22 protein-coding genes are annotated in these 22666 nt (G+C 71.4%); 18 read left to right on the top strand and 4 right to left on the bottom strand.

The features are described from left to right. Positions 1 to 277 precede the first annotated feature (277 nt). The 3 genes from ADK41_RS02815 to ADK41_RS02805 all read left to right on the top strand — a co-directional run bounded on the left by ADK41_RS02815 (position 278) and on the right by ADK41_RS02805 (position 2900). Positions 278 to 1024, top strand: a complete 747-nt coding sequence (locus ADK41_RS02815; protein ID WP_030823223.1) for a prepilin peptidase — start codon at positions 278 to 280, stop codon at positions 1022 to 1024. Positions 1025 to 1093: 69 nt separating this feature from the next. Continuing rightward, positions 1094 to 2293, top strand: coding sequence for a cyclic dehypoxanthinyl futalosine synthase (mqnC, locus tag ADK41_RS02810; RefSeq protein ID WP_030823226.1), 1200 nt, complete (start codon positions 1094 to 1096; stop codon positions 2291 to 2293). Positions 2294 to 2300: 7 nt separating this feature from the next. After that, positions 2301 to 2900 carry an imidazolonepropionase-like domain-containing protein gene (locus ADK41_RS02805; RefSeq protein WP_030823228.1) on the top strand — a complete coding sequence of 200 codons (600 nt, stop codon included), beginning with the start codon at positions 2301 to 2303 and terminating at the stop codon, positions 2898 to 2900. Between the two features lie 25 nt (positions 2901 to 2925). Here the strand turns inward: ADK41_RS02805 and ADK41_RS02800 are convergent, their stop codons facing one another. Beyond that, positions 2926 to 3951 (bottom strand): chitinase, encoded by a 1026-nt coding sequence (locus ADK41_RS02800; protein WP_030823231.1) that lies wholly within the window; start codon positions 3949 to 3951, stop codon positions 2926 to 2928. A gap of 186 nt (positions 3952 to 4137) precedes the next feature. On the opposite strand from ADK41_RS02800, the gene ADK41_RS02795 reads away from it, so the two are divergent. The 3 genes from ADK41_RS02795 to ADK41_RS02785 all read left to right on the top strand — a co-directional run bounded on the left by ADK41_RS02795 (position 4138) and on the right by ADK41_RS02785 (position 7512). Then, positions 4138 to 4509, top strand: a complete 372-nt coding sequence (locus ADK41_RS02795) for a hypothetical protein (protein WP_030823235.1) — start codon at positions 4138 to 4140, stop codon at positions 4507 to 4509. Further along, complete coding sequence (locus ADK41_RS02790) at positions 4506 to 6752, top strand: bifunctional polysaccharide deacetylase/glycosyltransferase family 2 protein (protein WP_030823237.1); 2247 nt, start codon at positions 4506 to 4508, stop codon at positions 6750 to 6752. The genes ADK41_RS02795 and ADK41_RS02790 overlap by 4 nt, the downstream gene beginning before the upstream one ends. Before the next feature lie 64 nt (positions 6753 to 6816). Next, positions 6817 to 7512, top strand: coding sequence for a demethylmenaquinone methyltransferase (locus ADK41_RS02785; RefSeq protein WP_030823240.1), 696 nt, complete (start codon positions 6817 to 6819; stop codon positions 7510 to 7512). Here ADK41_RS02785 and ADK41_RS02780 read toward each other — a convergent pair. Then, positions 7499 to 7813 carry a PASTA domain-containing protein gene (locus tag ADK41_RS02780; protein ID WP_030823243.1) on the bottom strand — a complete coding sequence of 105 codons (315 nt, stop codon included), beginning with the start codon at positions 7811 to 7813 and terminating at the stop codon, positions 7499 to 7501. The genes ADK41_RS02785 and ADK41_RS02780 overlap by 14 nt on opposite strands. A 154-nt stretch (positions 7814 to 7967) precedes the next feature. Further along, a complete protein-coding gene (locus ADK41_RS02775; protein WP_030823255.1) occupies positions 7968 to 8474 on the bottom strand; it encodes a GNAT family N-acetyltransferase in 507 nt (168 codons plus the stop codon). Between the two features lie 99 nt (positions 8475 to 8573). On the opposite strand from ADK41_RS02775, the gene ADK41_RS02770 reads away from it, so the two are divergent. Next, positions 8574 to 9857: a geranylgeranyl reductase family protein gene (locus ADK41_RS02770; protein WP_030823258.1), complete on the top strand. Its 1284-nt coding sequence runs from the start codon at positions 8574 to 8576 to the stop codon at positions 9855 to 9857. A gap of 270 nt (positions 9858 to 10127) precedes the next feature. Here the strand turns inward: ADK41_RS02770 and ADK41_RS02765 are convergent, their stop codons facing one another. Beyond that, positions 10128 to 10973 (bottom strand): C40 family peptidase, encoded by an 846-nt coding sequence (locus ADK41_RS02765; protein WP_030823261.1) that lies wholly within the window; start codon positions 10971 to 10973, stop codon positions 10128 to 10130. Positions 10974 to 11786: 813 nt separating this feature from the next. Between ADK41_RS02765 and ADK41_RS02760 the strand changes: the two genes are divergently transcribed. From ADK41_RS02760 to nuoK, 11 genes are read left to right on the top strand one after another with little or no spacing between them, the layout of a single operon-like run. Then, positions 11787 to 12146 carry an NADH-quinone oxidoreductase subunit A gene (locus tag ADK41_RS02760; RefSeq protein WP_003974383.1) on the top strand — a complete coding sequence of 120 codons (360 nt, stop codon included), beginning with the start codon at positions 11787 to 11789 and terminating at the stop codon, positions 12144 to 12146. A gap of 13 nt (positions 12147 to 12159) precedes the next feature. Further along, positions 12160 to 12714: a NuoB/complex I 20 kDa subunit family protein gene (locus tag ADK41_RS02755; RefSeq protein ID WP_010041554.1), complete on the top strand. Its 555-nt coding sequence runs from the start codon at positions 12160 to 12162 to the stop codon at positions 12712 to 12714. Then, complete coding sequence (locus ADK41_RS02750) at positions 12711 to 13463, top strand: NADH-quinone oxidoreductase subunit C (RefSeq protein WP_030823266.1); 753 nt, start codon at positions 12711 to 12713, stop codon at positions 13461 to 13463. The genes ADK41_RS02755 and ADK41_RS02750 overlap by 4 nt, the downstream gene beginning before the upstream one ends. Continuing rightward, complete coding sequence (locus ADK41_RS02745) at positions 13460 to 14791, top strand: NADH-quinone oxidoreductase subunit D (protein WP_030823269.1); 1332 nt, start codon at positions 13460 to 13462, stop codon at positions 14789 to 14791. Before ADK41_RS02750 ends, ADK41_RS02745 begins: the two co-directional genes overlap by 4 nt. Further along, positions 14788 to 15648 (top strand): NADH-quinone oxidoreductase subunit NuoE, encoded by an 861-nt coding sequence (nuoE, locus tag ADK41_RS02740; protein WP_030823273.1) that lies wholly within the window; start codon positions 14788 to 14790, stop codon positions 15646 to 15648. The genes ADK41_RS02745 and nuoE overlap by 4 nt, the downstream gene beginning before the upstream one ends. After that, positions 15645 to 16997 carry an NADH-quinone oxidoreductase subunit NuoF gene (nuoF, locus tag ADK41_RS02735; protein WP_199821792.1) on the top strand — a complete coding sequence of 451 codons (1353 nt, stop codon included), beginning with the start codon at positions 15645 to 15647 and terminating at the stop codon, positions 16995 to 16997. The genes nuoE and nuoF overlap by 4 nt, the downstream gene beginning before the upstream one ends. Then, positions 16994 to 19522: an NADH-quinone oxidoreductase subunit G gene (locus tag ADK41_RS02730; protein ID WP_030823278.1), complete on the top strand. Its 2529-nt coding sequence runs from the start codon at positions 16994 to 16996 to the stop codon at positions 19520 to 19522. Before nuoF ends, ADK41_RS02730 begins: the two co-directional genes overlap by 4 nt. Beyond that, positions 19519 to 20883 carry an NADH-quinone oxidoreductase subunit NuoH gene (gene nuoH, locus ADK41_RS02725; RefSeq protein WP_030823281.1) on the top strand — a complete coding sequence of 455 codons (1365 nt, stop codon included), beginning with the start codon at positions 19519 to 19521 and terminating at the stop codon, positions 20881 to 20883. The genes ADK41_RS02730 and nuoH overlap by 4 nt, the downstream gene beginning before the upstream one ends. Further along, positions 20876 to 21517, top strand: a complete 642-nt coding sequence (nuoI, locus tag ADK41_RS02720; protein ID WP_030823284.1) for an NADH-quinone oxidoreductase subunit NuoI — start codon at positions 20876 to 20878, stop codon at positions 21515 to 21517. Before nuoH ends, nuoI begins: the two co-directional genes overlap by 8 nt. After that, positions 21514 to 22356 carry an NADH-quinone oxidoreductase subunit J gene (locus ADK41_RS02715; RefSeq protein ID WP_030823286.1) on the top strand — a complete coding sequence of 281 codons (843 nt, stop codon included), beginning with the start codon at positions 21514 to 21516 and terminating at the stop codon, positions 22354 to 22356. Before nuoI ends, ADK41_RS02715 begins: the two co-directional genes overlap by 4 nt. Beyond that, positions 22353 to 22652 carry an NADH-quinone oxidoreductase subunit NuoK gene (nuoK, locus tag ADK41_RS02710; protein ID WP_004927567.1) on the top strand — a complete coding sequence of 100 codons (300 nt, stop codon included), beginning with the start codon at positions 22353 to 22355 and terminating at the stop codon, positions 22650 to 22652. Before ADK41_RS02715 ends, nuoK begins: the two co-directional genes overlap by 4 nt. Positions 22653 to 22666: the final 14 nt, after the last annotated feature.

Here is a 22666-nt window from a genome sequence, read left to right as displayed (position 1 = left end):
AAGAGGGCCCGCCGGGCCGTTCACGCCACCCGGGCCGAGGACCTGTTCGGCGGTTGACCGGCCGATCCGCCGGTCCCGTCCGGGAGTTGTGGCGGGACGAGGTCTTCGACCGGGGGCGTTCGGGTCCCTAGGATCTCCGGAGGCTCAGCAGGCCCTCCCTCCCCACACCCAGGAGATCCGTCATGCCGCGACGCCGTGGTTCCAGCCCGTCCCGCTCGACGGTTCCGAGGAGCGGGGCGCCGCTGACGGCGTGGCGCGACGCGGGCGTGGCGGCGGGATGAACGACCACCTGAGCGCGTACCTGGACCTCTGGCTGGTCGTCGCCGCCGCGCTGTGGGGCGCGGCGGCCGGTGCGGCGCTGCCCCGCGCGGCCTACCGGTTCTCCGTCCCGTCGGGGGAGGAGTGGCGGACGGCGTGCCCGGCGGGGCACCCGGTCGGCGGCTGGCTCGGGCGGGCCCGGTGCGGGCCGTGCGCGGGACCGCCGTACGGTCCCGGTACCGCTTCCGTCGTCGTCACCGCCCTCGTCTGCGCCGCCCTCGCCGCCGCCACCGGGACCCGGCCCGAGCTGGGCGTCTGGCTGCTGCTCGCGCCCGTCGGGGTGCTGCTGGCGGTGGTCGACTTCCGGGTGCAGCGGCTGCCCGACCCGCTCACCCTCCCCTTCGCCGGGGCCGCCCTCGCCCTGCTCGGCCCGGCCGCCCTCGCCCCCGAGCACGCGGGGGAGTGGACCACCGCCCTGCTGGGCGCGCTCGCGCTGGGCGCCGGCTACTTCGTGCTGTTCCTCGTCAACCCGGGCGGCATGGGCTTCGGCGACGTGAAGCTCGCGCTCGGCGCGGGCGCCGTCCTCGGCTGGTACGGCTGGCCGACCGTGATGCTCGGCACCCTCGCCGGGTTCCTGTTCGGGGCGCTGTACGGGGGTGTCCTGGTCGTCGCCCGGAAGGCGGGGCGCAGGACGGCGATCCCGTTCGGCCCCTTCCTGATCGGCGGGGCCTTCGCGGGGCTGCTGATCGGGGCGTACGCGGCCTGACGCCGGTCGCCCCAAAGCGCTGGCGTACGCTGGATCGGTCCGTCCACACCCTTATGAAAGGGACGCCCGGTGACCGAGAAGGCCGACCTTCAGACCGTCCTCGACCGTGCCGCCGCCGGTGGGCGGATCACCCCCGAAGAGGCCCTCGACCTCTACCGCGACGCCCCGCTGCACGCGCTGGGCGCCGCCGCCGACGCCGTGCGCAGGCGCCGGTACGCCGGTACGGAGCACATCGCGACGTACATCATCGAGCGGAACATCAACTACACGAACGTGTGCGTCACGGCGTGCAGGTTCTGCGCCTTCTACGCGGCCCCCAAGGACACCGCCAAGGGCTGGACCCGCGACCTCGACGACATCCTGCGGCGCTGCGCCGAGACCGTCGAGCTCGGCGGTACCCAGATCATGTTCCAGGGCGGTCACCACCCGGACTACGGCGTCGAGTACTACGAGAAGCACTTCGCCGCCATCAAGAAGGAGTTCCCGCAGCTCGTCATCCACAGCCTGGGGGCGAGCGAGGTCGAGCACATGGCGCGGATCAGCGGGGTGAGCGTCGAGGAGGCGATCACCCGCATCCACGCGGCCGGGCTCGACTCCTTCGCCGGCGCGGGCGCCGAGCTGCTCCCCGCCCGGCCCCGCAAGGCCATCGCGCCGCTCAAGGAGTCCGGCGAGCGGTGGCTGGAGATCATGGAGATCGCGCACCGCCTCGGCGTCGAGTCCACGTCCACCATGCTCATGGGGACCGGCGAGACCAACGCCGAGCGGATCGAGCACCTGCGGATGATCCGTGACGTGCAGGACCGCACGGGCGGCTTCCGCGCCTTCATCCCGTACACCTACCAGCCCGAGAACAACCACCTGAAGGGCCGCACCCAGGCCACCCTCTTCGAGTACCTGCGGATGATCGCCATCGCCCGCCTGTTCCTCGACAACGTGGCCCACATCCAGGGCTCCTGGCTGACCACCGGCAAGGAGGTCGGCCAGCTCTCCCTGCACTACGGCGCGGACGACCTCGGCTCCATCATGCTGGAGGAGAACGTGGTCTCCTCCGCCGGCGCCAGGCACCGCTCCAACCGGCTGGAGATCATCGACCTGATCCGCAAGGCGGGACGGGTCCCGGCCCAGCGGTCGACGACGTACGAGCACCTCGTCGTCCACGACGACCCGGCGAACGACCCCGCCGACGACCGCGTGGTCTCCCACATCTCCTCCACCGCCATCGAGGGCGGCACGGCCCACCCGGAGCTGAAGCTCCTGTCCGCCAACTGACGTCCCCGTGCTGACCCTCCACACCGCCGACGCCTCGCCCGAGACCGCCGTCGTGGTCGACGGCGCGCACATCGCCGCCGTCGGCCCGTACGAACGGCTGGCCGCCGCTCATCCGGGCGCCCGGCTGCGGCGGTGGCCCGGCATCCTGACGCCCGGTCTGCTCAACCCCTACGGTCCGGAACTGCTGGAGCAGGCGTACCACCCCGACCCGCGCGAGGCGGACCGGCTCGGCACCGAGCCGGTGTTCGGGGAGCGCGCGCGGGCACTCCTGGCCGCCGGACCGTCCGCGCGGGGCGCCAGCGCACGCCGCGGAGTGCAGCGCATGCTGGCGCACGGAACGGTCGCGGTCGCCGGTGAGCTGCGCGGCCGCGAGGCCCTGGACGCGGTGCGCAGGGCCGGGCTCGCCCTGGCGGGGCGTCCGGCCGCACTGCCCGGACCGGCCGCGCTCTCCCCGGTTCCTCTCGTGCTGCTGCCGGGCCTCGGCCCCGGGAAACCGGCGCGGTTCGCGGTGTTCGACGTGCCCGACCGGGACGCCCTCGTGCGGGACGGCGCGTCCACGTGCGTGGCCACCGTCGTGGCCGGCCGCCTGGTGTACCGGCGGCGCTGACCCGTGGCGGCGCCGGCCCCGGCCCTCACCCCGCGAACGCCTCCCCGAACGCCCCGTCCTCCTGCTCCACCCCGCTGCAATCGGTCGACGGGTCGTCCGCGGAGGCGTCCTCGCCGCACTGCCGGTCCCGGAACGCCGACCACATCGACACCCACGCGACGCCCTTCTCCTCCGCGAACGCGCGCACCTGCGCCGCGTCCTCGAGCGTGAACGTCTCCCCCTCCACGTCGTTGACGCCGAGCATCGAGGTGAGCGCCATGCCCCGCCAGGCGGCGGCCTCGGACAGCCCGAAGACGTCCTGGAGCTGGGCGTTCGCGGCCCCGGCCGCGGTGAGGGCGTACTCGCCCATGTCACCGTCGTAGGACTCGCCGTAGTTCATCGTCATGAGGTTGACGGTGGCGACCCGGACGCCGTGGTCGTTCGCGGACGCCAGCAGGGCCAGACCGTCCTCGTCGAGCCCGGACGGCATGACCGGGAGGGTGAAGGAGACCTCCAGGCCGGCGCGTTCCTCCTGGAGCAGCGCGATCGCCTCCGAACGCAGGTCCACGGAGGCGGAGTCGGCGAGTTCGTCGCCCTCGACGTCGAAGTCGGCGCGGGTGGCGCCGGCCGCGTCCAGCGCCGTGCCGTACGCCTCGGCCAGCTCGGCCGCGGTGTCGCAGGCGGCCGCCAGCTCGTCGCCGGAGGCGCCGCCGAAGGAGACCCGGACGCCGGCGCCGGACCCGGTGAGTCCCGCGATCCGGGACGTCACGGTCGCGTCGTCGATGTCCTGGGCGCCGTTCCAGGACGGGGCGCAGCCGCTGCCGGAGGAGATCACGAACGCCAGGTTGTACGTCGTGGGGGAGCCCGCCGAGTCGGTGTCGGAGACCGTGGAGGAACTGACGTACGGCGCGTACGCGGTGACCGGCGCGGACGACGACGAGGCCGAGGGGGTGGGGGCCGCCGGGGCCGCGTCCGTCGCGGTGTCCCCGGCGGAGCAGCCCGCGGTGGCCGCGACCAGGGCCAGGGCGGGGAGGAGGGCGAGCCCGGCGACGGACTTCAGTGGACCGCGCATCGTGCTCGTTCCGTTCGTGAGACGTCGGGTGGACGGCCACCGTGGCACACGGATCTGTGCGCTTCCTGAGGATGTACGTCCGGTTCCGGACGATTCTCAGGGGACGGAGAGGTTCGCGGCGTTCCCACGGGAGACCCACAGGAGACGCCGGGTTTTCCCCGGATACGGGCCTTTACCGTCCGGGCCATGCATTCCGATCCTGCCATCGAAAGCCGCGCCGCCGCGCGCGGCCGTCACCGCGAACGCCCCGACGGGCCCGGCGAAGGACCCGTCTTCGTCGACTCCTCCGGACGCCGGGCCAAGGTGCTGCGCCGGATCGGTCTCCTCCTGGGGACCGTGTGCGCCGGGTACGCGGTCGTGCTGGGCATGGCCTTCATGGGCATCGGCACCTCGGTCACGCCGGCCTCGCTGCTGCCGTTCGGGGCCGGGCAGGGGCAGACCGGTCCCGGCGGCGGCGCGGGTCCGGGGAACGGGGTGGCCCCGACCGGCGCACCGCCGTCCCCGCCGGCCGGCGCCCCGGGCGCCACCGCCGTCCCCGCTCCCGCGGCGACCTCATGACCACGGCCCCCGCCCGCGGCAGACGGCGCGCCCCCACCCGCATGGAACGCGCCGCCGGACGGGCCGCCGCGCTGCACCGGCCGCGGGTCCTCCTCGCGCTGCTCCTCCTGCTCGCCCTGACCTGCGTGATGCTCCTCGACGGCTATCTGCGCGCCGAGGTCGGCGACGACCAGCGGGTCCGCAGCGGGGCCTCGTCCTCCGAGGTGCCCGACGAGATCCTCGACGGCGGCCCGATCCTCGGCTTCCCCGGCGGACAGGCCGAGACCGTCTCCGTCCCGGACAGGACGATCGTGCTCACCTTCGACGACGGACCGGACCCCACCTGGACGCCGAAGGTCATGGAGGTGCTGGAGAAGTACGACGTGCCCGGCACGTTCTTCGTGGTCGGCTCGATGGTGTCGCGCCACCCCGACATCGTGGAGGACCTGGTCGAGCAGGGCCACGAGATCGGCGTCCACACCTTCACGCACGTCGACCTGTCGTACCAGAGCGCCTCCCGCGTCACCCGCGAGATGGAGCAGACCCAGCTCGCGCTCGCGGGCGCGGCCGGGATCACCACCACGCTGTTCCGGGCTCCGTACTCCTCCGGGGCGGACGCCGTCGACAACTACAGCTGGCAGGTCTACCAGCAGCTCGGCCAGGAGGGGTACACCAGCGTCTTCGTCGACACCGACAGCGAGGACTGGAAGGAACCGGGCGTCGCGAAGATCGTCGAAGGGGCCACCCCGGAGGACGGGGAGGGCGCCTCGGTGCTCTTCCACGACTCCGGCGGCGACCGCACGCAGACCCTCGCGGCGCTGTCGGAGTACATCGAGAAGATGCGGGCGAAGGGCTACAGCTTCACCACCGTCAGCGGCGCCACGGCCGAGCGGCGGCAACAGCAGCAGTCCGCCGGCGGATCCGGGGCGGGCGGCCCCGGTGCTCCGTCCGGCACCGGCGACGCGCTCCAGGCCTCCCACCGCCCCGCCACCGGCACGCTCCGCTACGAGGGCAAGGCGCTCCTCGCGGCCGTCGCCGTCGCCGAGTGGACGGTGCCCGCGCTCTCGGCCGGCCTGGTGATCGTGGGCGTGGCCGTCATGGGACGGTTCGGGCTGATGCTCGTCCTCGCCCGGCGCCACCACCGGCAGCGCAACGGACGCCGCTTCGGCTGGGGGCCGCCCGTCACCCGGCCGGTCAGCGTGATCGTCCCGGCGTACAACGAGAAGGAGTGCATCGAGAACACCCTGCGGTCGCTGGCCGAGAGCACCCATCCGATCGAGATCGTCGTCGTCGACGACGGTTCCACGGACGGCACGGCGGAGCTCGCCGAAGGGCTCGGCCTGCCGGGCGTCCGGGTGATCCGGCAGGAGAACGCGGGCAAGCCGGCCGCCCTGAACAACGGCATCCGCAGCGCGCGGCACGACATCGTCGTGATGATGGACGGCGACACCGTCTTCGAACCGGACACCGTGGGCCGCCTGGTGCAGCCCTTCGCCGACCCGTCGGTGGGCGCCGTCGCGGGCAACGCCAAGGTCGGCAACCGCTCCACGCTCATCGGCGCCTGGCAGCACATCGAGTACGTGATGGGCTTCAACCTCGACCGGCGCATGTACGACCTGCTGCGCTGCATGCCGACCATCCCCGGCGCGATCGGCGCGTTCCGCCGCGAGGCCGTGCTCCAGGTCGGCGGGATGAGCGAGGACACCCTCGCCGAGGACACCGACATCACCATCGCGCTGCACCGCGCGGGATGGCGGGTCGTCTACGAGGAGCACGCACGCGCGTGGACCGAGGCCCCCCGGTCGCTGCGGCAGCTGTGGTCGCAGCGCCACCGCTGGTCGTACGGCACCATGCAGGCGCTGTGGAAGCACCGCGGGTCCCTCATGGACAAGGGGCCCTCGGGACGGTTCGGACGGGTCGGCATGCCGCTGGTGGTGCTGTTCCAGATCGTCACGCCGGTGTTCGCTCCGCTCATCGACGTGTTCACCGTGTACTCGATGCTCTTCGTCGACTTCCGGGCGGCCCTGTCGGCCTGGTTCGCCGTCCTGGGCGTACAGCTGGTGTGCGCCGCGTACGCCTTCCGGCTCGACCGCGAGAAGTACCGGTACCTGCTGATGATGCCGCTGCAGCAGTTCGCGTACCGGCAGATGATGTACCTCGTCCTCATCCACTCCTGCGTCACCGCCCTGACCGGCGGCCGGCTGCGCTGGCAGAAGCTGAAGCGGACGGGCGAGGTCGGGATGCCGGCGGGGACGGGCGGCTGACGGGAGCGCACCGCAAGGCGACCGTACCGGCCGTACGGGCCGGGCGGGCTGCAAGAATGGGCGCGTGACCCGCGCATCCCTGGACAAGCAGCCGCACGAAGTCGCCTCGATGTTCGACGACGTCGCGGAACGATACGACCTGACGAACGATGTGCTCTCCCTCGGCCAGGACCGGCGGTGGCGCAAGGAGGTCGCGCGGGCCGTCGACGCCCGGCCCGCGCAGAAGGTCCTGGACCTGGCGGCCGGCACGGGCACCTCGTCGATGCCCTTCGCCCGCGCCGGCGCCTACGTCGTGCCCTGCGACTTCTCCCAGGGCATGCTCCGGGTCGGCAAGCGGAACAACGCCTGGCTCCCGTACACGGCCGGCGACGCGACCCGGCTGCCCTTCAAGGACGACGTGTTCGACGCCGTCACCATCTCCTTCGGGCTGCGCAACGTGCAGGACACGGACGCGGCCCTGCGCGAGATGCACCGGGTGACCCGGCCCGGCGGGCGGATCGTCATCTGCGAGTTCTCGCACCCGACGTGGGCGCCGTTCCGCACCGTCTACACCGAGTACCTGATGCGCGCGCTGCCGCCGGTCGCCCGGTCGGTGTCGTCCAACCCGGACGCGTACGTCTACCTCGCCGAGTCGATCCGCGACTGGCCCGACCAGCCCGCGCTGGCCGGACGGCTGAAGGGCGCCGGCTGGTCGAAGGTGGCGTGGCGCAACCTCACGGGCGGAGTGGTCGCGCTGCACCGGGGCTTCAAGGAGAGCTGAGCACCGCCGCGCGGGGCGCGGCGGGCTCCTCCCGTTCCCGCCGGAGCCCGCCCGCGGGCGGCGCCGGCCCGCGCGGCTCGCGCACCCCTCCGCCGCCCTCGCCCTCACCGAAGTCGAACCACACGTGGACCACGGAGTCCCGCGGCACCTCCGTGCCGGGCTGCGGATACTGGCGCACGACGTAGTCGACGACGGCGAGCCGGAAGTCCGGCCGGTCCGGGGCGTCGACGGACAGGCCCCGTGCCCGGGCCGACTCGCGCGCGTCCACGGCCATCAGTCCGACCAGGCGCGGCACGCGCACGTCGGATGTCCTGGACCCCTCGGGTGTCCCACGCACGGACGTCACCCCCCAGCGGTACCGGCAGGGTAGGCCGGGGGTGCGTCCGACGGAAGCGTCTTGTGGCGTTCCGTGACAATCGGCTACCGGGAGTGACGTCGCGGTGGGGGCGGTGTGGTCAGAGGTCGAGCCGGTAGCAGTGGCCCTCCCGTCGCGAGGACGGGATCGTGAAGGTCTCGGCGAGCCGCATGCCCAGCCGCCTGGCGACCGCCGTCGAGCGGGCGTTGCGGGCGTCCACCATCGCCACCACGCCCGTCGGGCCCGCCGCGCGCACCCGCTCCAGCGTCTCCAGGGCCGCCGCGGTGACGTACCCCTTGCCCCAGTGCTCCCGCGCGAGCCGCCAGCCGATCTCGATCTCGCCCGTCGGGCCCCAGTCGCGCTCCCACGGCTGGGCGCCGGTGAAGCCGATGACCCGTCCGGACTCGTCGAGCATGCTCCACAGGCAGAAGCCGCGCTCGGCGTCGTGCCGCCGCTGGCGGGCGGTGAGCTCCTCGTAGACCGACAGCTCCGCGGCCCTGCCGCCGTGGAACTCCATGACGTCGGGGTGGTCGAAGATCCGGTGCCAGGTGACGGCGTCCTCGTCGGTGGGGACTCGCAGCCGTACAGCGGGGAGAGCTCGGTTCACGGGGGGCAGCCCTTCAGCCGGGTGATCACGTCCGCTGAATAGACTGCCTGTGTCCAGTGCCGGTCGGCACGAAGATTTCGAACTTGGGGAGATCCCGCCGTGACCGAGCCCCTCTCCGACAACACCGCCGATGTGATCGTCGTGGGCGCGGGGCCAGCCGGCTCCACCACCGCCTACCACCTGGCCCGGTCCGGACTCGACGTGCTCCTGCTGGAGAAGACCGAGTTCCCGCGCGAGAAGGTCTGCGGCGACGGTCTCACCCCGCGCGCCACGAAGCAGCTCGTCGCCATGGGCATCGACATCTCCGAGGAGGCCGGCTGGCTGCGCAACAAGGGCCTGCGCATCATCGGCGGCGGGGTCCGCCTCCAGCTCGACTGGCCGGAACTCGCCTCCTTCCCCGACTACGGACTGGTCCGCAAGCGCGACGACTTCGACGAGCAGCTCGCCCGGCAGGCCCAGAAGGCGGGCGCCCGGCTGTACGAGCGCTGCAACGTGAGCGGGCCGATCGTCGACGACCGCACCGGGCGCATCACCGGGGTGAAGGCCAGGCTCGGCGAGGAGAAGCGGGAGGTCACCTTCCACGCCCCGCTGGTGGTGGCCGCCGACGGCAACTCCACCCGGCTGTCCCTGGCGATGGGCCTGCACCGCCGCGAGGACCGCCCGATGGGCGTCGCGGTCCGCACGTACTTCACCTCGCCGCGCCACGACGACGACTACCTGGAGTCCTGGCTGGAGCTGTGGGACCGCCGCGGCCCGCAGGACCGGCTGCTGCCCGGCTACGGCTGGATCTTCGGCATGGGCGACGGGACGAGCAACGTCGGCCTCGGCGTGCTCAACACCTCGGACGCCTTCAAGGAGCTGGACTGGCGCGAGGTCCTCAAGGCCTGGTGCGCCTCCATGCCGGAGGACTGGGGCTACACCCCGGACAACATGACCGGCCCGATCCGCGGCGCCGCGCTCCCCATGGCCTTCAACCGCCAGCCGCACTACACGCGCGGCCTGCTGCTGGTCGGCGACGCGGGCGGTCTGGTGAACCCCTTCAACGGCGAGGGCATCGCCTACGCCATGGAGTCCGGGCAGATCGCCGCCGACGTGATCGTCCAGGCCCACGCGCGGGCCACCCCGGCCCAGCGGGAGATCGCGCTCCAGCGCTACCCGCGGGTGCTGAAGGACACCTACGGCGGCTACTACACGCTCGGCCGGGCCTTCGTGAAGCTCATCGGCAACCCGAAGGTCATGCAGATCGCCGCCCAGCGCGGACTGACGCACCCGATGCTGATGAGGTTCACCCTGAAGCTGCTCGCCAACCTGACGGACCCGACGGGCGGCGACGCGATGGACCGCATCATCAACGGCCTGAGCAAGGTGGCGCCGAAGGCGTGAGCGGGTGTCCGCGCGGCGCGAGGCCGTGAGCGGCGCTGTGGGCGGCCGGGGTCCGGGGGACGGACTCCGGCCGTCGGCGTTCGCGCCGGGGCGCCGTGAGGGGCGGTCACGGCGCCGTACGGCGTCCGGCCGGTGCGCGCCGGCGCCGTCAACCCGCCCGAGCGGTGGGACGATTCGGGCAATCGGGCGATCTCGTCCCAGTGTGCGGGGACGGCGAAGGGCCGCTGCCCCCGAGCGGCAGCGGCCCTTCACCTCATGACGAGGCGCGGCTCAGAGCACGCGCACGGCGCCCGACGCGGGGTAGCCGGAGAGGTCCTGGATGACGACGCCCTTGGAGGGGTTGGCGGCGTCCAGGTACTGGCCGCCGCCGATGTAGACGCCCACGTGGTACGCGGAACCCTTGCCGCCCCAGTAGAGGATGTCGCCGACCTGGAGGTTGGACAGCGAGACGTCGGTGCCGGCCATCGACTGGTCCTGCGAGACGCGCGGCAGGTCGACGCCGACCTGCTTGAACGCGGCCTGCACCAGGCTGGAGCAGTCCCAGGCGTTGGGGCCCGAGGCGCCCATGACGTAGGCGTCGCCCACCTGTGCCTTGAGGAAGCCGATGACCGTCGCGACGCTGCCGCCGGCGGGCGCGGAGACGGTGGTGGCGGTCGTGGCGGTGGCGGCGGTCGCGGTGAGGGTGGTGCGCTCGGCGTCGCGGGTGGCGCGCTCGGCGGCCGCCTTGCGGGCCTCCTCGGCGGCCTTCTTCTTCGCCTCGGCCTTCTTCTTGGCCTCGGCGAGGTCGGCCTTGGCCTCCTTCGCGGCCTCCTCCGCGGCCGCGTCGCGCTCGGCCCGCAGCTGGTAGTTCGCGGCGGCCTGCTGGGTGGCCTCCGCGGACTGGGCGACCTGAGCGGCCAGGTCGGCCGTCAGGGTGGGCAGTTCGAGGGTCTGCGTCACCGGCTCGGCAGCGTTCGCCGAACCCGACGCCCCGGCCACTGCCAGAGTGCTGAGGACGCCACCGGCAACTCCGGCCCGCATCGCCATCGTGGTCTGGGCGGTGCGGCGGGGCTTCCGGTGGCTGCGTATGTGAGCGGTGTGGGACATGGGAACAACCGGTACCAGGCGCTGCTTCATATCTTCAAGAAACGTGTGCTGCGCCACAGTTGTTCAATCGAGGGACCGAATCCCGGGCGTGTCGCTTTTTATTGACGCCCTCACGGACATTGCGGGCGTCCGTGATCGGCCCGTGATCACGTACTTTCATCGTTACGTCCGAATTGCCCCGCACTTACCACCGGTTGGGCTGATTGGCCAATCCCTCCTCTCCCGCGCCTCGCGCGAATGTGACGGAGGTCACGGAACGATCGACCGCACCGTCGCGTCGGGACCGCCGGTCGGTCGTCGGTCGCGCTCCGGCCGCGCTCCGGTCGGCCGTCGGGGTCCACGCGGGCGTCGACGGCCGGACGGCGGCCGGATCGCGTCGCCGGGACTTCGTGAACGCGTGCACGGGACTTCGTGAACGCGTGCACACGTCCACATCGCGCCCTCGATCCCCTCCGAGGTGTGAACGCCCTCTATCAAGAGATCGGGTCCAGCACCAATTTGCATGCGCGGGAAGCATCTTGATATGGAGACGAGCTTCGTGAGCTGCGCTGACGAGGGAAAATGTCACCTTTGGTGATCGCGTGGATGCTTGGCGTATGAAGATCACCGCTCATCCGACTTCATGATCGTTCGTCAGGTGGTGGAGATCACAAAGCTTGTGCAATACCCCGTGTCGCAGATCACAGACCCACAGGCATAGGATGCGGAGCGGTTGGGCTTGTGACCTGCTTCACATGTTCTCGATCTTCGCCGGGGCGGGCGTGGTTCGTGGGGCTGTCGAGGCGGGATGAGCCCGCTGCACAAACGCCAGCAGTCAGTGCCGACTGAGAGGAGCGAGGAGCGGTGAACGCGTATGCGCCCATCCTCGTACTGGGAGCCCTCGGGGCAGGCTTTGCGATCTTCTCCGTGGTCATGGCCACGCTGATCGGTCCGAAGCGGTACAACCGCGCCAAGCTCGAGGCGTACGAGTGCGGTATCGAACCGACCCCCACGCCGGCCGGCGGCGGGCGCTTCCCCATCAAGTACTACCTGACGGCGATGCTCTTCATCATTTTCGATATCGAGATCGTCTTCCTCTACCCCTGGGCCGTCACCTTCGACGCCCTGGGGATCTTCGGGCTCGTGGAGATGTTGCTCTTCGTGCTCACCGTCTTCGTCGCGTACGCGTACGTATGGCGGCGCGGCGGCCTGGAATGGGACTGAGGGGCCTTTAGTCATGGGACTCGAAGAAAAACTGCCGAGCGGATTCCTGCTGACCACCGTCGAGCAGGCCGCGGGCTGGGTGCGCAAGTCGTCCGTCTTCCCCGCCACGTTCGGCCTCGCCTGCTGCGCCATCGAGATGATGACCACCGGCGCCGGCCGCTACGACCTGGCGCGCTTCGGCATGGAGGTCTTCCGCGGCTCACCGCGGCAGGCGGACCTCATGATCGTCGCCGGGCGGGTCAGCCAGAAGATGGCGCCGGTGCTGAGGCAGGTCTACGACCAGATGCCGAACCCCAAGTGGGTGATCTCCATGGGGGTCTGCGCCTCCTCGGGCGGCATGTTCAACAACTACGCGATCGTGCAGGGCGTCGACCACATCGTCCCGGTCGACATCTACCTCCCCGGCTGCCCGCCCCGCCCCGAGATGCTGATGGACGCCATCCTCAAGCTCCACCAGAAGATCCAGACCTCCAAGCTCGGCGTGAACGCCGAGGAGGCGGCCCGCGAGGCGGAGGAGGCGGCGCTCAAGGCCCTGCCCACGATCGAGATGAAGGGGCTGCTGCGATGAGCGACGCGAACGGCGCGGGCGGGCCGGACGGGGTGAACCCCGAGAAGGACCTGTCCGCCGAGAACCTCCCCGGACAGCGAGGACAGGGCGGCGAGGAGGTCCGGGTCCAGCGCGGCATGTTCGGCGCGAACAACGGCGGCGACACCTCCGGCTACGGCGGACTGGTCCGCTCGGTCCGGCTCCCGGGGCCGGCGGCCCGCCCCTACGGCGGGTGGTTCGACGAGGTCGCCGACGAGCTGGAGGGAGCCCTGGAGGAGCAGGACCTGCTCCCGGAGAACGCCATCGAGAAGACGGTCGTCGACCGTGGCGAACTCACCTTCCACATCGAGCGCGAGCACCTGGTCCGGGTCGCGAGGACCCTGCGCGACGACCCCGCCCTGCGCTTCGAGCTGTGCACCGGCGTCAGCGGCGTGCACTACCCGAACGACAAGGGCCGCGAGCTGCACGCCGTCTACCACCTGCGCTCGATCACCCACAACCGGCTGATCCGCCTCGAGGTCAGCGCCCCCGACAGCGACCCGCACATCCCGTCGCTGTTCTCCGTCTATCCGACGAACGACTGGCACGAGCGCGAGACGTACGACTTCTTCGGCATCGTCTTCGACGGTCACCCGGCCCTCACGCGGATCATGATGCCGGACGACTGGCAGGGCCATCCGCAGCGCAAGGACTATCCCCTCGGCGGCATCCCCGTCGAGTACAAGGGCGCCCAGATCCCGGCTCCGGACCAGCGGAGGTCGTACTCATGAGCACGTCGCACGCATCCGCCGCCTCGGCGCGCGAGACCACCGAAGGAACCGTCTACACCGTCACCGGCGGCGACTGGGACGAGGTCGTCGAGACCGCGGCCCGCACCGACGACGAGCGGATCGTCGTCAACATGGGTCCGCAGCACCCCTCCACCCACGGGGTGCTCCGGCTGATCCTGGAGATCGACGGAGAGACGGTCACCGAGGCCCGCTGCGGCATCGGCTACCTCCACACCGGCATCGAGAAGAACCTCGAGTACCGGACGTGGACCCAGGGCACCACGTTCGTGACGCGCATGGACTACCTGACGTCGTTCTTCAACGAGACGGCGTACTGCCTCGCGGTGGAGAAGCTCCTCGGCATCGAGGACCAGATCCCGGACCGGGCCACCGTCATCCGGGTGCTCCTGATGGAGCTGAACCGGCTCTCCTCCCACCTGGTGTGCATCGCCACCGGCGGCATGGAGCTCGGCGCCACCACGATCATGATCTACGGATTCCGTGACCGTGAACTCATCCTCGACCTCTACGAGCTCATCACCGGGCTCCGGATGAACCACGCGTACATCCGCCCCGGCGGACTCGCCCAGGACCTGCCGCCCGGCGCGGTGGACCGGATCCGCGAGTTCGTGAAGACGATGAGGAAGAACCTCCCGGAGTACGACAAGCTCGCCACCGGGAACCCCATCTTCAAGGCCCGCATGCAGGACGTCGGCTACCTGGACCTGGCCGGCTGCATGGCCCTCGGCGCCACCGGCCCGATCCTGCGCTCCACGGGCCTGCCGCACGACCTGCGCAAGGCGCAGCCGTACTGCGGGTACGAGACCTACGACTTCGAGGTCCCGACCGCCGACACCTGCGACTCCTACGGCCGCTTCCTGATCCGGCTGGAGGAGATGCGCCAGTCGCTGCGCATCGTCGAGCAGTGCCTGGACCGGCTCCAGCCGGGACCGGTCATGGTCGCCGACAAGAAGATCGCCTGGCCCGCCCAGCTCGCCCTGGGACCGGACGGACTGGGCAACTCCCTCGACCACATCAAGAAGATCATGGGCACCTCCATGGAGGCCCTGATCCACCACTTCAAGCTGGTCACCGAGGGATTCCGGGTCCCGCCGGGACAGGCGTACGCGGCGGTCGAGTCGCCCAAGGGCGAGCTCGGGGCGCACGTCGTCTCCGACGGCGGCACCCGCCCCCACCGGGTCCACTTCCGCGACCCGTCCTTCACCAACCTGCAGGCCATGGCGGCGATGTGCGAAGGCGGCCAGGTCGCCGACGTCATCGTCGCCGTCGCGTCCATCGACCCCGTGATGGGAGGCGTCGACCGGTGACCACCTCTTCTTCCGAGCGGGGCGTCAGCCTGGGCATGCCCGAACTGCCCGCGCCCGCCTACCCGGACGACGTCCGGGCCCGGCTGGAGGCCGACGCGCGCGAGGTCATCGCCCGCTACCCGGACTCCCGGTCCGCCCTCCTGCCGCTGCTGCACCTCGTGCAGTCGGAGGAGGGCCACGTCACGCGCACCGGGATGCGGTTCTGCGCGGAGATGCTGGACCTGACCACGGCCGAGGTGACCGCGGTCGCCACCTTCTACACCATGTACCGGCGCCGGCCGAGCGGCGACTACCAGGTCGGGGTGTGCACCAACACCCTGTGCGCCGTCATGGGCGGGGACGCGATCTTCGAGGAGCTCCAGGAACACCTGGGCGTCGGCAACGGCCAGACCACCGACGACGGCAAGGTCACCCTGGAGCACATCGAGTGCAACGCGGCCTGCGACTTCGCCCCCGTGGTGATGGTGAACTGGGAGTTCTTCGACAACCAGACCCCCGAGAGCGCCAAGCGCATGGTCGACGACCTGCGCTCCGGCCGCCCGGTCGCGCCCACCCGCGGGGCGCCCCTGTGCACCTTCAAGGAGACCGCCCGCATCCTGGCCGGCTTCCCCGACACGCGCGAGGGAGCCGTCGAGGCCACCGGCAGCGCGGGACCCGCCTCGCTGATCGGGCTGAAGCTGGCCAAGGGGGAGGCCGCCCCCGCGCGCGTGGTGCACCCGCGCGGCGAGGCGCCCCGGGGCGCCCCGCCGCACGAGCCGTCGCCCACCGAGCACCTCAGCTCGCACGACGCGCCGCAGGACACATCGGCCTCCGACCGGTCCCACCCGTCGGGACCCGTCGCCGAGGAGGGGGAGTGATGACCTTGGCAGCCGAACTCAAGGACATGAGCCCACAGAAGCTGCTCGCACCCGTGCTGTCGGCCTTCTGGGACGAGGACGCGTCCTGGACGCTGGACGTCTACCGGAGGCACGAGGGGTACGAGGGGCTGCGCAAGGCGCTCGCCATGTCGCCGGACGACGTCATCGCGTACGTCAAGGAGTCCGGTCTGCGCGGGCGCGGCGGCGCCGGCTTCCCGACGGGGATGAAGTGGCAGTTCATCCCCCAGGGGGACGGAAAACCCCACTACCTGGTGGTCAACGCCGACGAGTCGGAGCCCGGGACGTGCAAGGACATCCCGCTCCTCTTCGCGAACCCGCACAGCCTCATCGAGGGCATCGTCATCGCCTGCTACGCCATCAGGTCGTCCCACGCCTTCATCTATCTGCGGGGCGAGGTCGTCCCCGTGCTGCGGCGGCTGCACGAGGCCGTGCGCGAGGCCTACGCGGCCGGCCTCCTCGGCGAGAACATCCTGGGCAGCGGACTCGACCTCGAACTCACCGTGCACGCGGGCGCGGGCGCGTACATCTGCGGTGAGGAGACCGCACTGCTCGACTCGCTCGAAGGCCGCCGGGGCCAGCCGAGGCTCCGTCCCCCCTTCCCCGCCGTCGCGGGCCTGTACGCCTGCCCCACCGTGGTGAACAACGTCGAGTCGATCGCGTCGGTTCCCGCCATCATGAACCGGGGCAAGGAGTGGTTCCGCTCGATGGGCAGCGAGAAGTCCCCCGGCTTCACGCTCTACTCCCTCAGCGGCCACGTCGCGAGCCCCGGACAGTACGAGGCGCCCCTCGGCATCACGCTGCGCCAGCTGCTGGAGATGAGCGGCGGGATGCGCCCGGGGCACCGGCTGAAGTTCTGGACGCCGGGCGGCTCCTCCACGCCGATGTTCACCGACGAGCACCTCGACGTCCCCCTCGACTACGAGGGAGTGGGCGCCGCCGGTTCCATGCTCGGCACGAAGGCTCTGCAGTGCTTCGACGAGACGACCTGCGTCGTCCGCGCCGTCACCCGCTGGACCGAGTTCTACGCCCACGAGTCCTGCGGCAAGTGCACGCCCTGCCGCGAGGGGACGTACTGGCTGGTCCAGCTGATGCGGGACATCGAGGCCGGCAAGGGACGGATGGCCGACCTCGACAAGCTGAACGACATCGCCGACAACATCAACGGCAAGTCCTTCTGCGCCCTCGGCGACGGCGCCGCCTCGCCGATCTTCTCCTCGCTCACGTACTTCCGCGAGGAGTACGAGCAGCACATCACGGGCCGGGGCTGCCCCTTCGACCCGGCCAGGTCCACGGCCTGGGCCGACCACCGTACGGAGGTGAACGCATGACGGTTCAGCAGTCCACAAGCGGCTCCGCCGCGGGCGAGCGCTCCTCCGGAGGCGGAGAGGCGGCGGTCCCGCCCGAGGAGCTCGTGACGCTGACCATCGACGGCGCCGGGATCAGCGTGCCCAAGGGCACCCTGGTCATCCGGGCCGCCGAGCAGCTCGGCATCGAGATCCCCCGGTTCTGCGACCACCCGCTCCTCGACCCGGTGGGCGCCTGCCGCCAGTGCATCGTCGAGGTCGAGGGCCAGCGCAAGCCCATGGCGTCCTGCACCATCACCTGCACCGACGGGATGGTGGTGAAGACGCAGCTCTCCTCGCCGGTCGCGGAGAAGGCCCAGAAGGGCGTGATGGAGCTGCTGCTCATCAACCACCCGCTGGACTGCCCGGTCTGCGACAAGGGCGGCGAGTGCCCGCTGCAGAACCAGGCGATGTCGCACGGCAACGCCGAGTCCCGCTTCGAGGGCAAGAAGCGCACCTACGAGAAGCCCGTCCCGATCTCCACCCAGGTGCTGCTCGACCGCGAGCGGTGCGTGCTGTGCGCCCGCTGCACCCGGTTCTCCAACCAGGTCGCGGGCGACCCGATGATCGAGCTGATCGAGCGGGGCGCGCTCCAGCAGGTCGGCACCGGCGAGGGCGACCCCTTCGAGTCGTACTTCTCCGGCAACACCATCCAGATCTGCCCGGTCGGCGCGCTCACCTCGGCGGCGTACCGGTTCCGCTCCCGCCCCTTCGACCTGATCTCGTCGCCGTCGGTGTGCGAGCACTGCTCCGGCGGCTGCGCCACCCGCACCGACCACCGGCGCGGCAAGGTCATGCGGCGGCTCGCCGCCCACGACCCCGAGGTCAACGAGGAGTGGATCTGCGACAAGGGACGCTTCGCGTTCCGGTACGCGCAGCTGCCGGGCCGCCTCGAAACCCCGCTGGTGCGCAACCCGGAGGGCGAGCTGGAGCCGGCGTCCTGGCCGGACGCGCTGCGGATCGCGGCGCAGGGCCTGCTGGCCTCGCGCGGGCGCACCGGTGTCCTGACCGGCGGCCGGCTCACCGTCGAGGACGCCTACGCGTACAGCAAGTTCGCGCGGGTGGCGCTCGCCACCAACGACATCGACTTCCGCGCGCGCGTGCACAGCGCCGAGGAGGCCGACTTCCTCGCCGCGCGGGTCGCGGGACGCGGCCGTGACCTCGACGGGGAGGGCGTCACGTACTCCTCCCTGGAGAAGGCGCCCGCGGTCCTGCTGGTCGGCTTCGAGTCCGAGGAGGAGGCGCCCAGCGTCTTCCTGCGGCTGCGCAAGGCCTGGCGCAAGCACGGGCAGAAGACCTTCGCCCTGGCCACGCACGCCACGCGCGGGCTCGAGAAGGCCGGCGGCACACTGTTGCCGGCGGCCCCCGGGACCGAGACCGAGTGGCTGGACGCCCTGTCGAGCGGCGTCGGCCTGGAGGGCGACGGGGCCAGGGCCGCCGAGGCGCTGCGGGGCGAGGGCGCGGTCATCGTCGTCGGCGAGCGGCTGGCCGCCGTACGGGGCGGCCTGACCGCGGCCGTCCGGTTCGCCGCCGCGACCGGCGCCCGGCTGGTGTGGATCCCGCGCCGGGCCGGGGAGCGCGGCGCCGTGGAGGCGGGCGCGCTGCCGGCGCTGCTGCCCGGCGGCCGTCCGTCGACCGACCCGCGCGCACGCGCGGAGGTCGCCGCCCTCTGGGGGCTGGCCGAGCTGCCCCACCGCTACGGCCGCGACACCGGACAGATCGTCGAGGCGGCGGCACGCGGTGAGCTCCAGGCGCTGCTGGTCGCGGGCGTGGAGGTCGCCGACCTGCCCGATCCGGCACGCGCGCGTGCCGCACTCGCCGAGGCCGGGTTCGTGGTGTCGCTGGAGCTGCGGCCCAGTGAGGTCACCGCGCTCGCCGACGTGGTCCTGCCGGTCGCCGCGGTCGCCGAGAAGGCCGGCACCTTCCTCGACTGGGAGGGCAGGGTCCGCCTGTTCGAGGCGGCGCTCAAACCCGACCAGATGACCCGGCGGCTCGCGCCCACCGACGCGCGCGTGCTGCAGATGCTGGCCGACGCCATGGACGTCCACCTGGGGCTGCCGGACCTGCGCACGATCCGCGCGGAGCTCGACCGGCTCGGCGCCTGGGACGGACCCCGGGCCACCGACCCGCTGGAGACCGCGGGCGCGCTGCCCCGGCCGGCCGCCGGGGAGGCCGTGCTCGCCGGGCACCGGCTGCTGCTCGACGAGGGCGTCCTGCAACGGGGCGACGAGGCGCTCGCCGGCACCCGGCACGCCGCCCGCGCCCGCCTGTCGGCCGCCACGGCCGCCGAGGCCGGCGTCAAGGACGGCGACCTGCTCGCGGTGACCGGCACCGAGGGGACGGTCGCACTGCCCCTGGCCGTCACCGAGATGCCCGACCGCGTGGTGTGGCTCCCGCTGAACTCCGTCGGCGGCGGCGTCGCCTCCGGCACCGGGGCACTGCCCGGCTCACTCGTCCGTATCGGCCCGGCGGCCCCCGCCGACGAGGCCACCGAGGAGGTGGAGGCATGAGCCCGTACCTCGCCGCTGAAGACCTCTCGATGTTCGGCCGCGATCCCTGGTGGCTGATCGCCCTCAAGGCGGTCTTCTGCTTCGCCTTCCTGATGGTGACCGTGCTGCTCTCCATCGTCATGGAGCGCAAGGTCGTCGCCTGGATGCAGCTGCGCATCGGCCCCAACCGGCACGGCCCCTGGGGCATGCTCCAGTCGCTCGCCGACGGCGTGAAGCTGATGCTCAAGGAAGACGTCGTCGTCAAACGCGCGGACAAGGCCGTCTACGTCCTCGCGCCGATCGTCGCGGCGATCCCCGCCTTCATGGCGTTCGCGGTGATCCCCTTCGGACCGGCCGGCAACGAGATCTCGATCTTCGGCCAGCGCACCACCATGCAGCTGACCGACCTGCCGATCGCGATGCTGTACATCCTCGCGGTCGCCTCGGTCGGCATCTACGGCATCGTCCTGGCGGGCTGGAGCTCCGGCTCCACCTACCCGCTCCTCGGCGGCCTGCGCTCCTGCGCGCAGATGATCTCGTACGAGATCGCCATGGGCGCGGCGTTCGCCTCCGTGTTCCTGTACTCGGGGTCGATGTCGACGTCGACGATCGTCGAGGCGCAGACCGACCGCTGGTACATCCTGCTGCTGCCGGTCTCCTTCCTCATCTACATCGTGACGATGGTCGGCGAGACCAACCGCGCCCCCTTCGACATGCCGGAGTCCGAGGGCGACCTGGTCGGCGGCTTCAACACCGAGTACTCGTCGATCAAGTTCGCGATGTTCATGCTCGCCGAGTACATCAACATGGTGACCGTCTCGGCCGTCGCCGTGACCCTCTTCCTGGGCGGCTGGCGGGCCCCGTGGCCGATCAGCACGTTCTGGGAGGGCGCGAACCACGGCTGGTGGCCGATGCTCTGGTTCACCGGCAAGCTCCTCTCGCTGCTGTTCGGCTTCGTGTGGCTGCGCGGCACGCTCCCGCGGGTCCGCTACGACCAGCTGATGAAGCTCGGCTGGAAGGTCCTCATCCCGGTCTCCCTGGTGTGGCTGATGCTCGTCGCCACCGTGCGGGCGCTGCGCAACGAGAACTACGACTTCACCGACATCGCCCTCTACATCGGCGGTGCCGTCCTCGCCCTCCTGCTGCTGTCCTTCGTCGCGGACCTGTTCCGCGGCAAGGGGAAGGAGACCGGCCGGCCCGCCGAGGGCCCGCCCGCCTTCGACCCCACGGCGGGCGGATTCCCCGTACCGCCGCTGCCGGGACAGGAGGTGCCGCCGGTGCCGCGACGCCGTCCGCGCCGGGAGCGGGAGCTGATCGTCAGTGGTGCCCCCGATACTCAGAGTGACGGATCCACGGATGGAAAGGAGGCGTCCGATGGCTGAGGAGCCCAAGGGGACCGAGCCCGGTTTCCTGAACCCCGTGGCCGGCTTCGGCGTGACCTTCAAGGCCATGTTCAAGAAGCGGCTGACCGAGCAGTACCCGGAGCAGCAGAAGACCACCGCTCCGCGTTTCCACGGACGGCACCAGCTCAACCGCCATCCGGACGGTCTGGAGAAGTGCGTCGGCTGCGAGCTGTGCGCCTGGGCCTGTCCCGCCGACGCGATCTACGTCGAGGGCGCGGACAACACCGAGGAGGAGCGCTACTCGCCCGGCGAGCGGTACGGCCGCGTCTACCAGATCAACTACGCCCGCTGCATCCTGTGCGGGCTGTGCATCGAGGCGTGCCCCACGCGCGCGCTGACGATGACCAACGAGTTCGAGCTGGCGGACTCCAGCCGCGCCAACCTCATCTACACCAAGGAGCAGCTGCTCGCCGGTCTGGAGGAGGGCATGGTCGACTCCCCGCACGCCATGTACCCGGGCACCGACGAGCAGGACTACTACCGGGGCCTGGTCACCGAGGCCGCGCCCGGCACGGAGCGGCAGGCCGTCCACTCCGAGGGCGAGGTCGTGCAGGAGGCCGCCTCGACCTTCGGGCCTCAGGAGCCGGCGTCGGAGGAGGTGATCAAGCGATGACCGGGCAGCTCGCCGCCTACTCCACCTCCACCGGAGAGGCCTTCCAGTTCTGGGTCCTCGGCACGGTCGCCGTGATCGGCGCCCTGTGCACCGTCTTCATGCGGCGGGCCGTGCACAGCGCGCTCTGCCTCGCCGGCACCATGATCGTCCTGGCGGTGTTCTACCTGGCCAACGGCGCCTACTTCCTGGGCGTCGTCCAGATCGTCGTCTACACCGGCGCGATCATGATGCTCTTCCTGTTCGTGGTGATGCTCGTGGGCGTCACCGCGGCGGACTCCCTGAAGGAGACCATCAAGGGGCAGCGCTGGCTGGCCCTGCTGTGCGGTCTCGGCTTCGGCGTCCTGCTGATCGGCGGGATCGGGAACGCCTCGCTCAGCGAGTTCAACGGCATCGGCGAGGCCAACGCGGGCGGCAACGTGGAGGGCCTCGCGGCCCTCCTCTTCACCAGGTACGTCTTCGCCTTCGAGATCACCGGCGCCCTGCTCATCACGGCCGCCGTCGGCGCCATGGTGCTCACCCACCGGGAGCGCACCGAGCGCGCCAGGACGCAGCGGGAGCTGGCCGAACAGCGCGTGCGCGAGGGCCGGCAGCTGCCGCCGCTGCCGGCGCCGGGGGTGTACGCCCGGCACAACGCCGTGGACATCGCGGGCCTGCTGCCCGACGGCACCCCGTCGGAGCTCACCGTCAGCAAGACGCTGCGGGAGCGCGGCCAGATGCGTGACGTGTCGCAGGAGGCGATCAACGACCTGCGGGCGATGGAGCAGCGGTCCCAGGAGCGCCTGGAGCGCACCGCGATCGACGCGCCGACCTTCAAGCGGGCCGAGGAGGCGTCGAAGTGAATCCGGTCAACTACCTGTACCTGGCCGCGCTGCTGTTCACGATCGGCGCCACGGGCGTACTGATCAGGCGCAACGCGATCGTCGTCTTCATGTGCGTCGAGCTCATGCTCAACGCCTGCAACCTCGCGTTCGTCGCCTTCTCCCGGATGCACGGCAACCTCGACGGCCAGATCATCGCCTTCTTCACGATGGTCGTCGCCGCCGCGGAGGTCGTGGTCGGGCTGGCGATCATCGTGTCCCTGTTCCGTTCCCGCCACTCGGCCTCGGTCGACGACGCCAGCCTGATGAAGCTGTGAGGGGCTGCTGAATC

The organism is Streptomyces caelestis (genome assembly GCF_001279005.1).
Lineage (GTDB): Bacteria > Actinomycetota > Actinomycetes > Streptomycetales > Streptomycetaceae > Streptomyces > Streptomyces heliomycini.
Note: the sequence above shows the minus strand (reverse complement) of the source record. Positions and strands in the feature narration are given on the sequence as shown.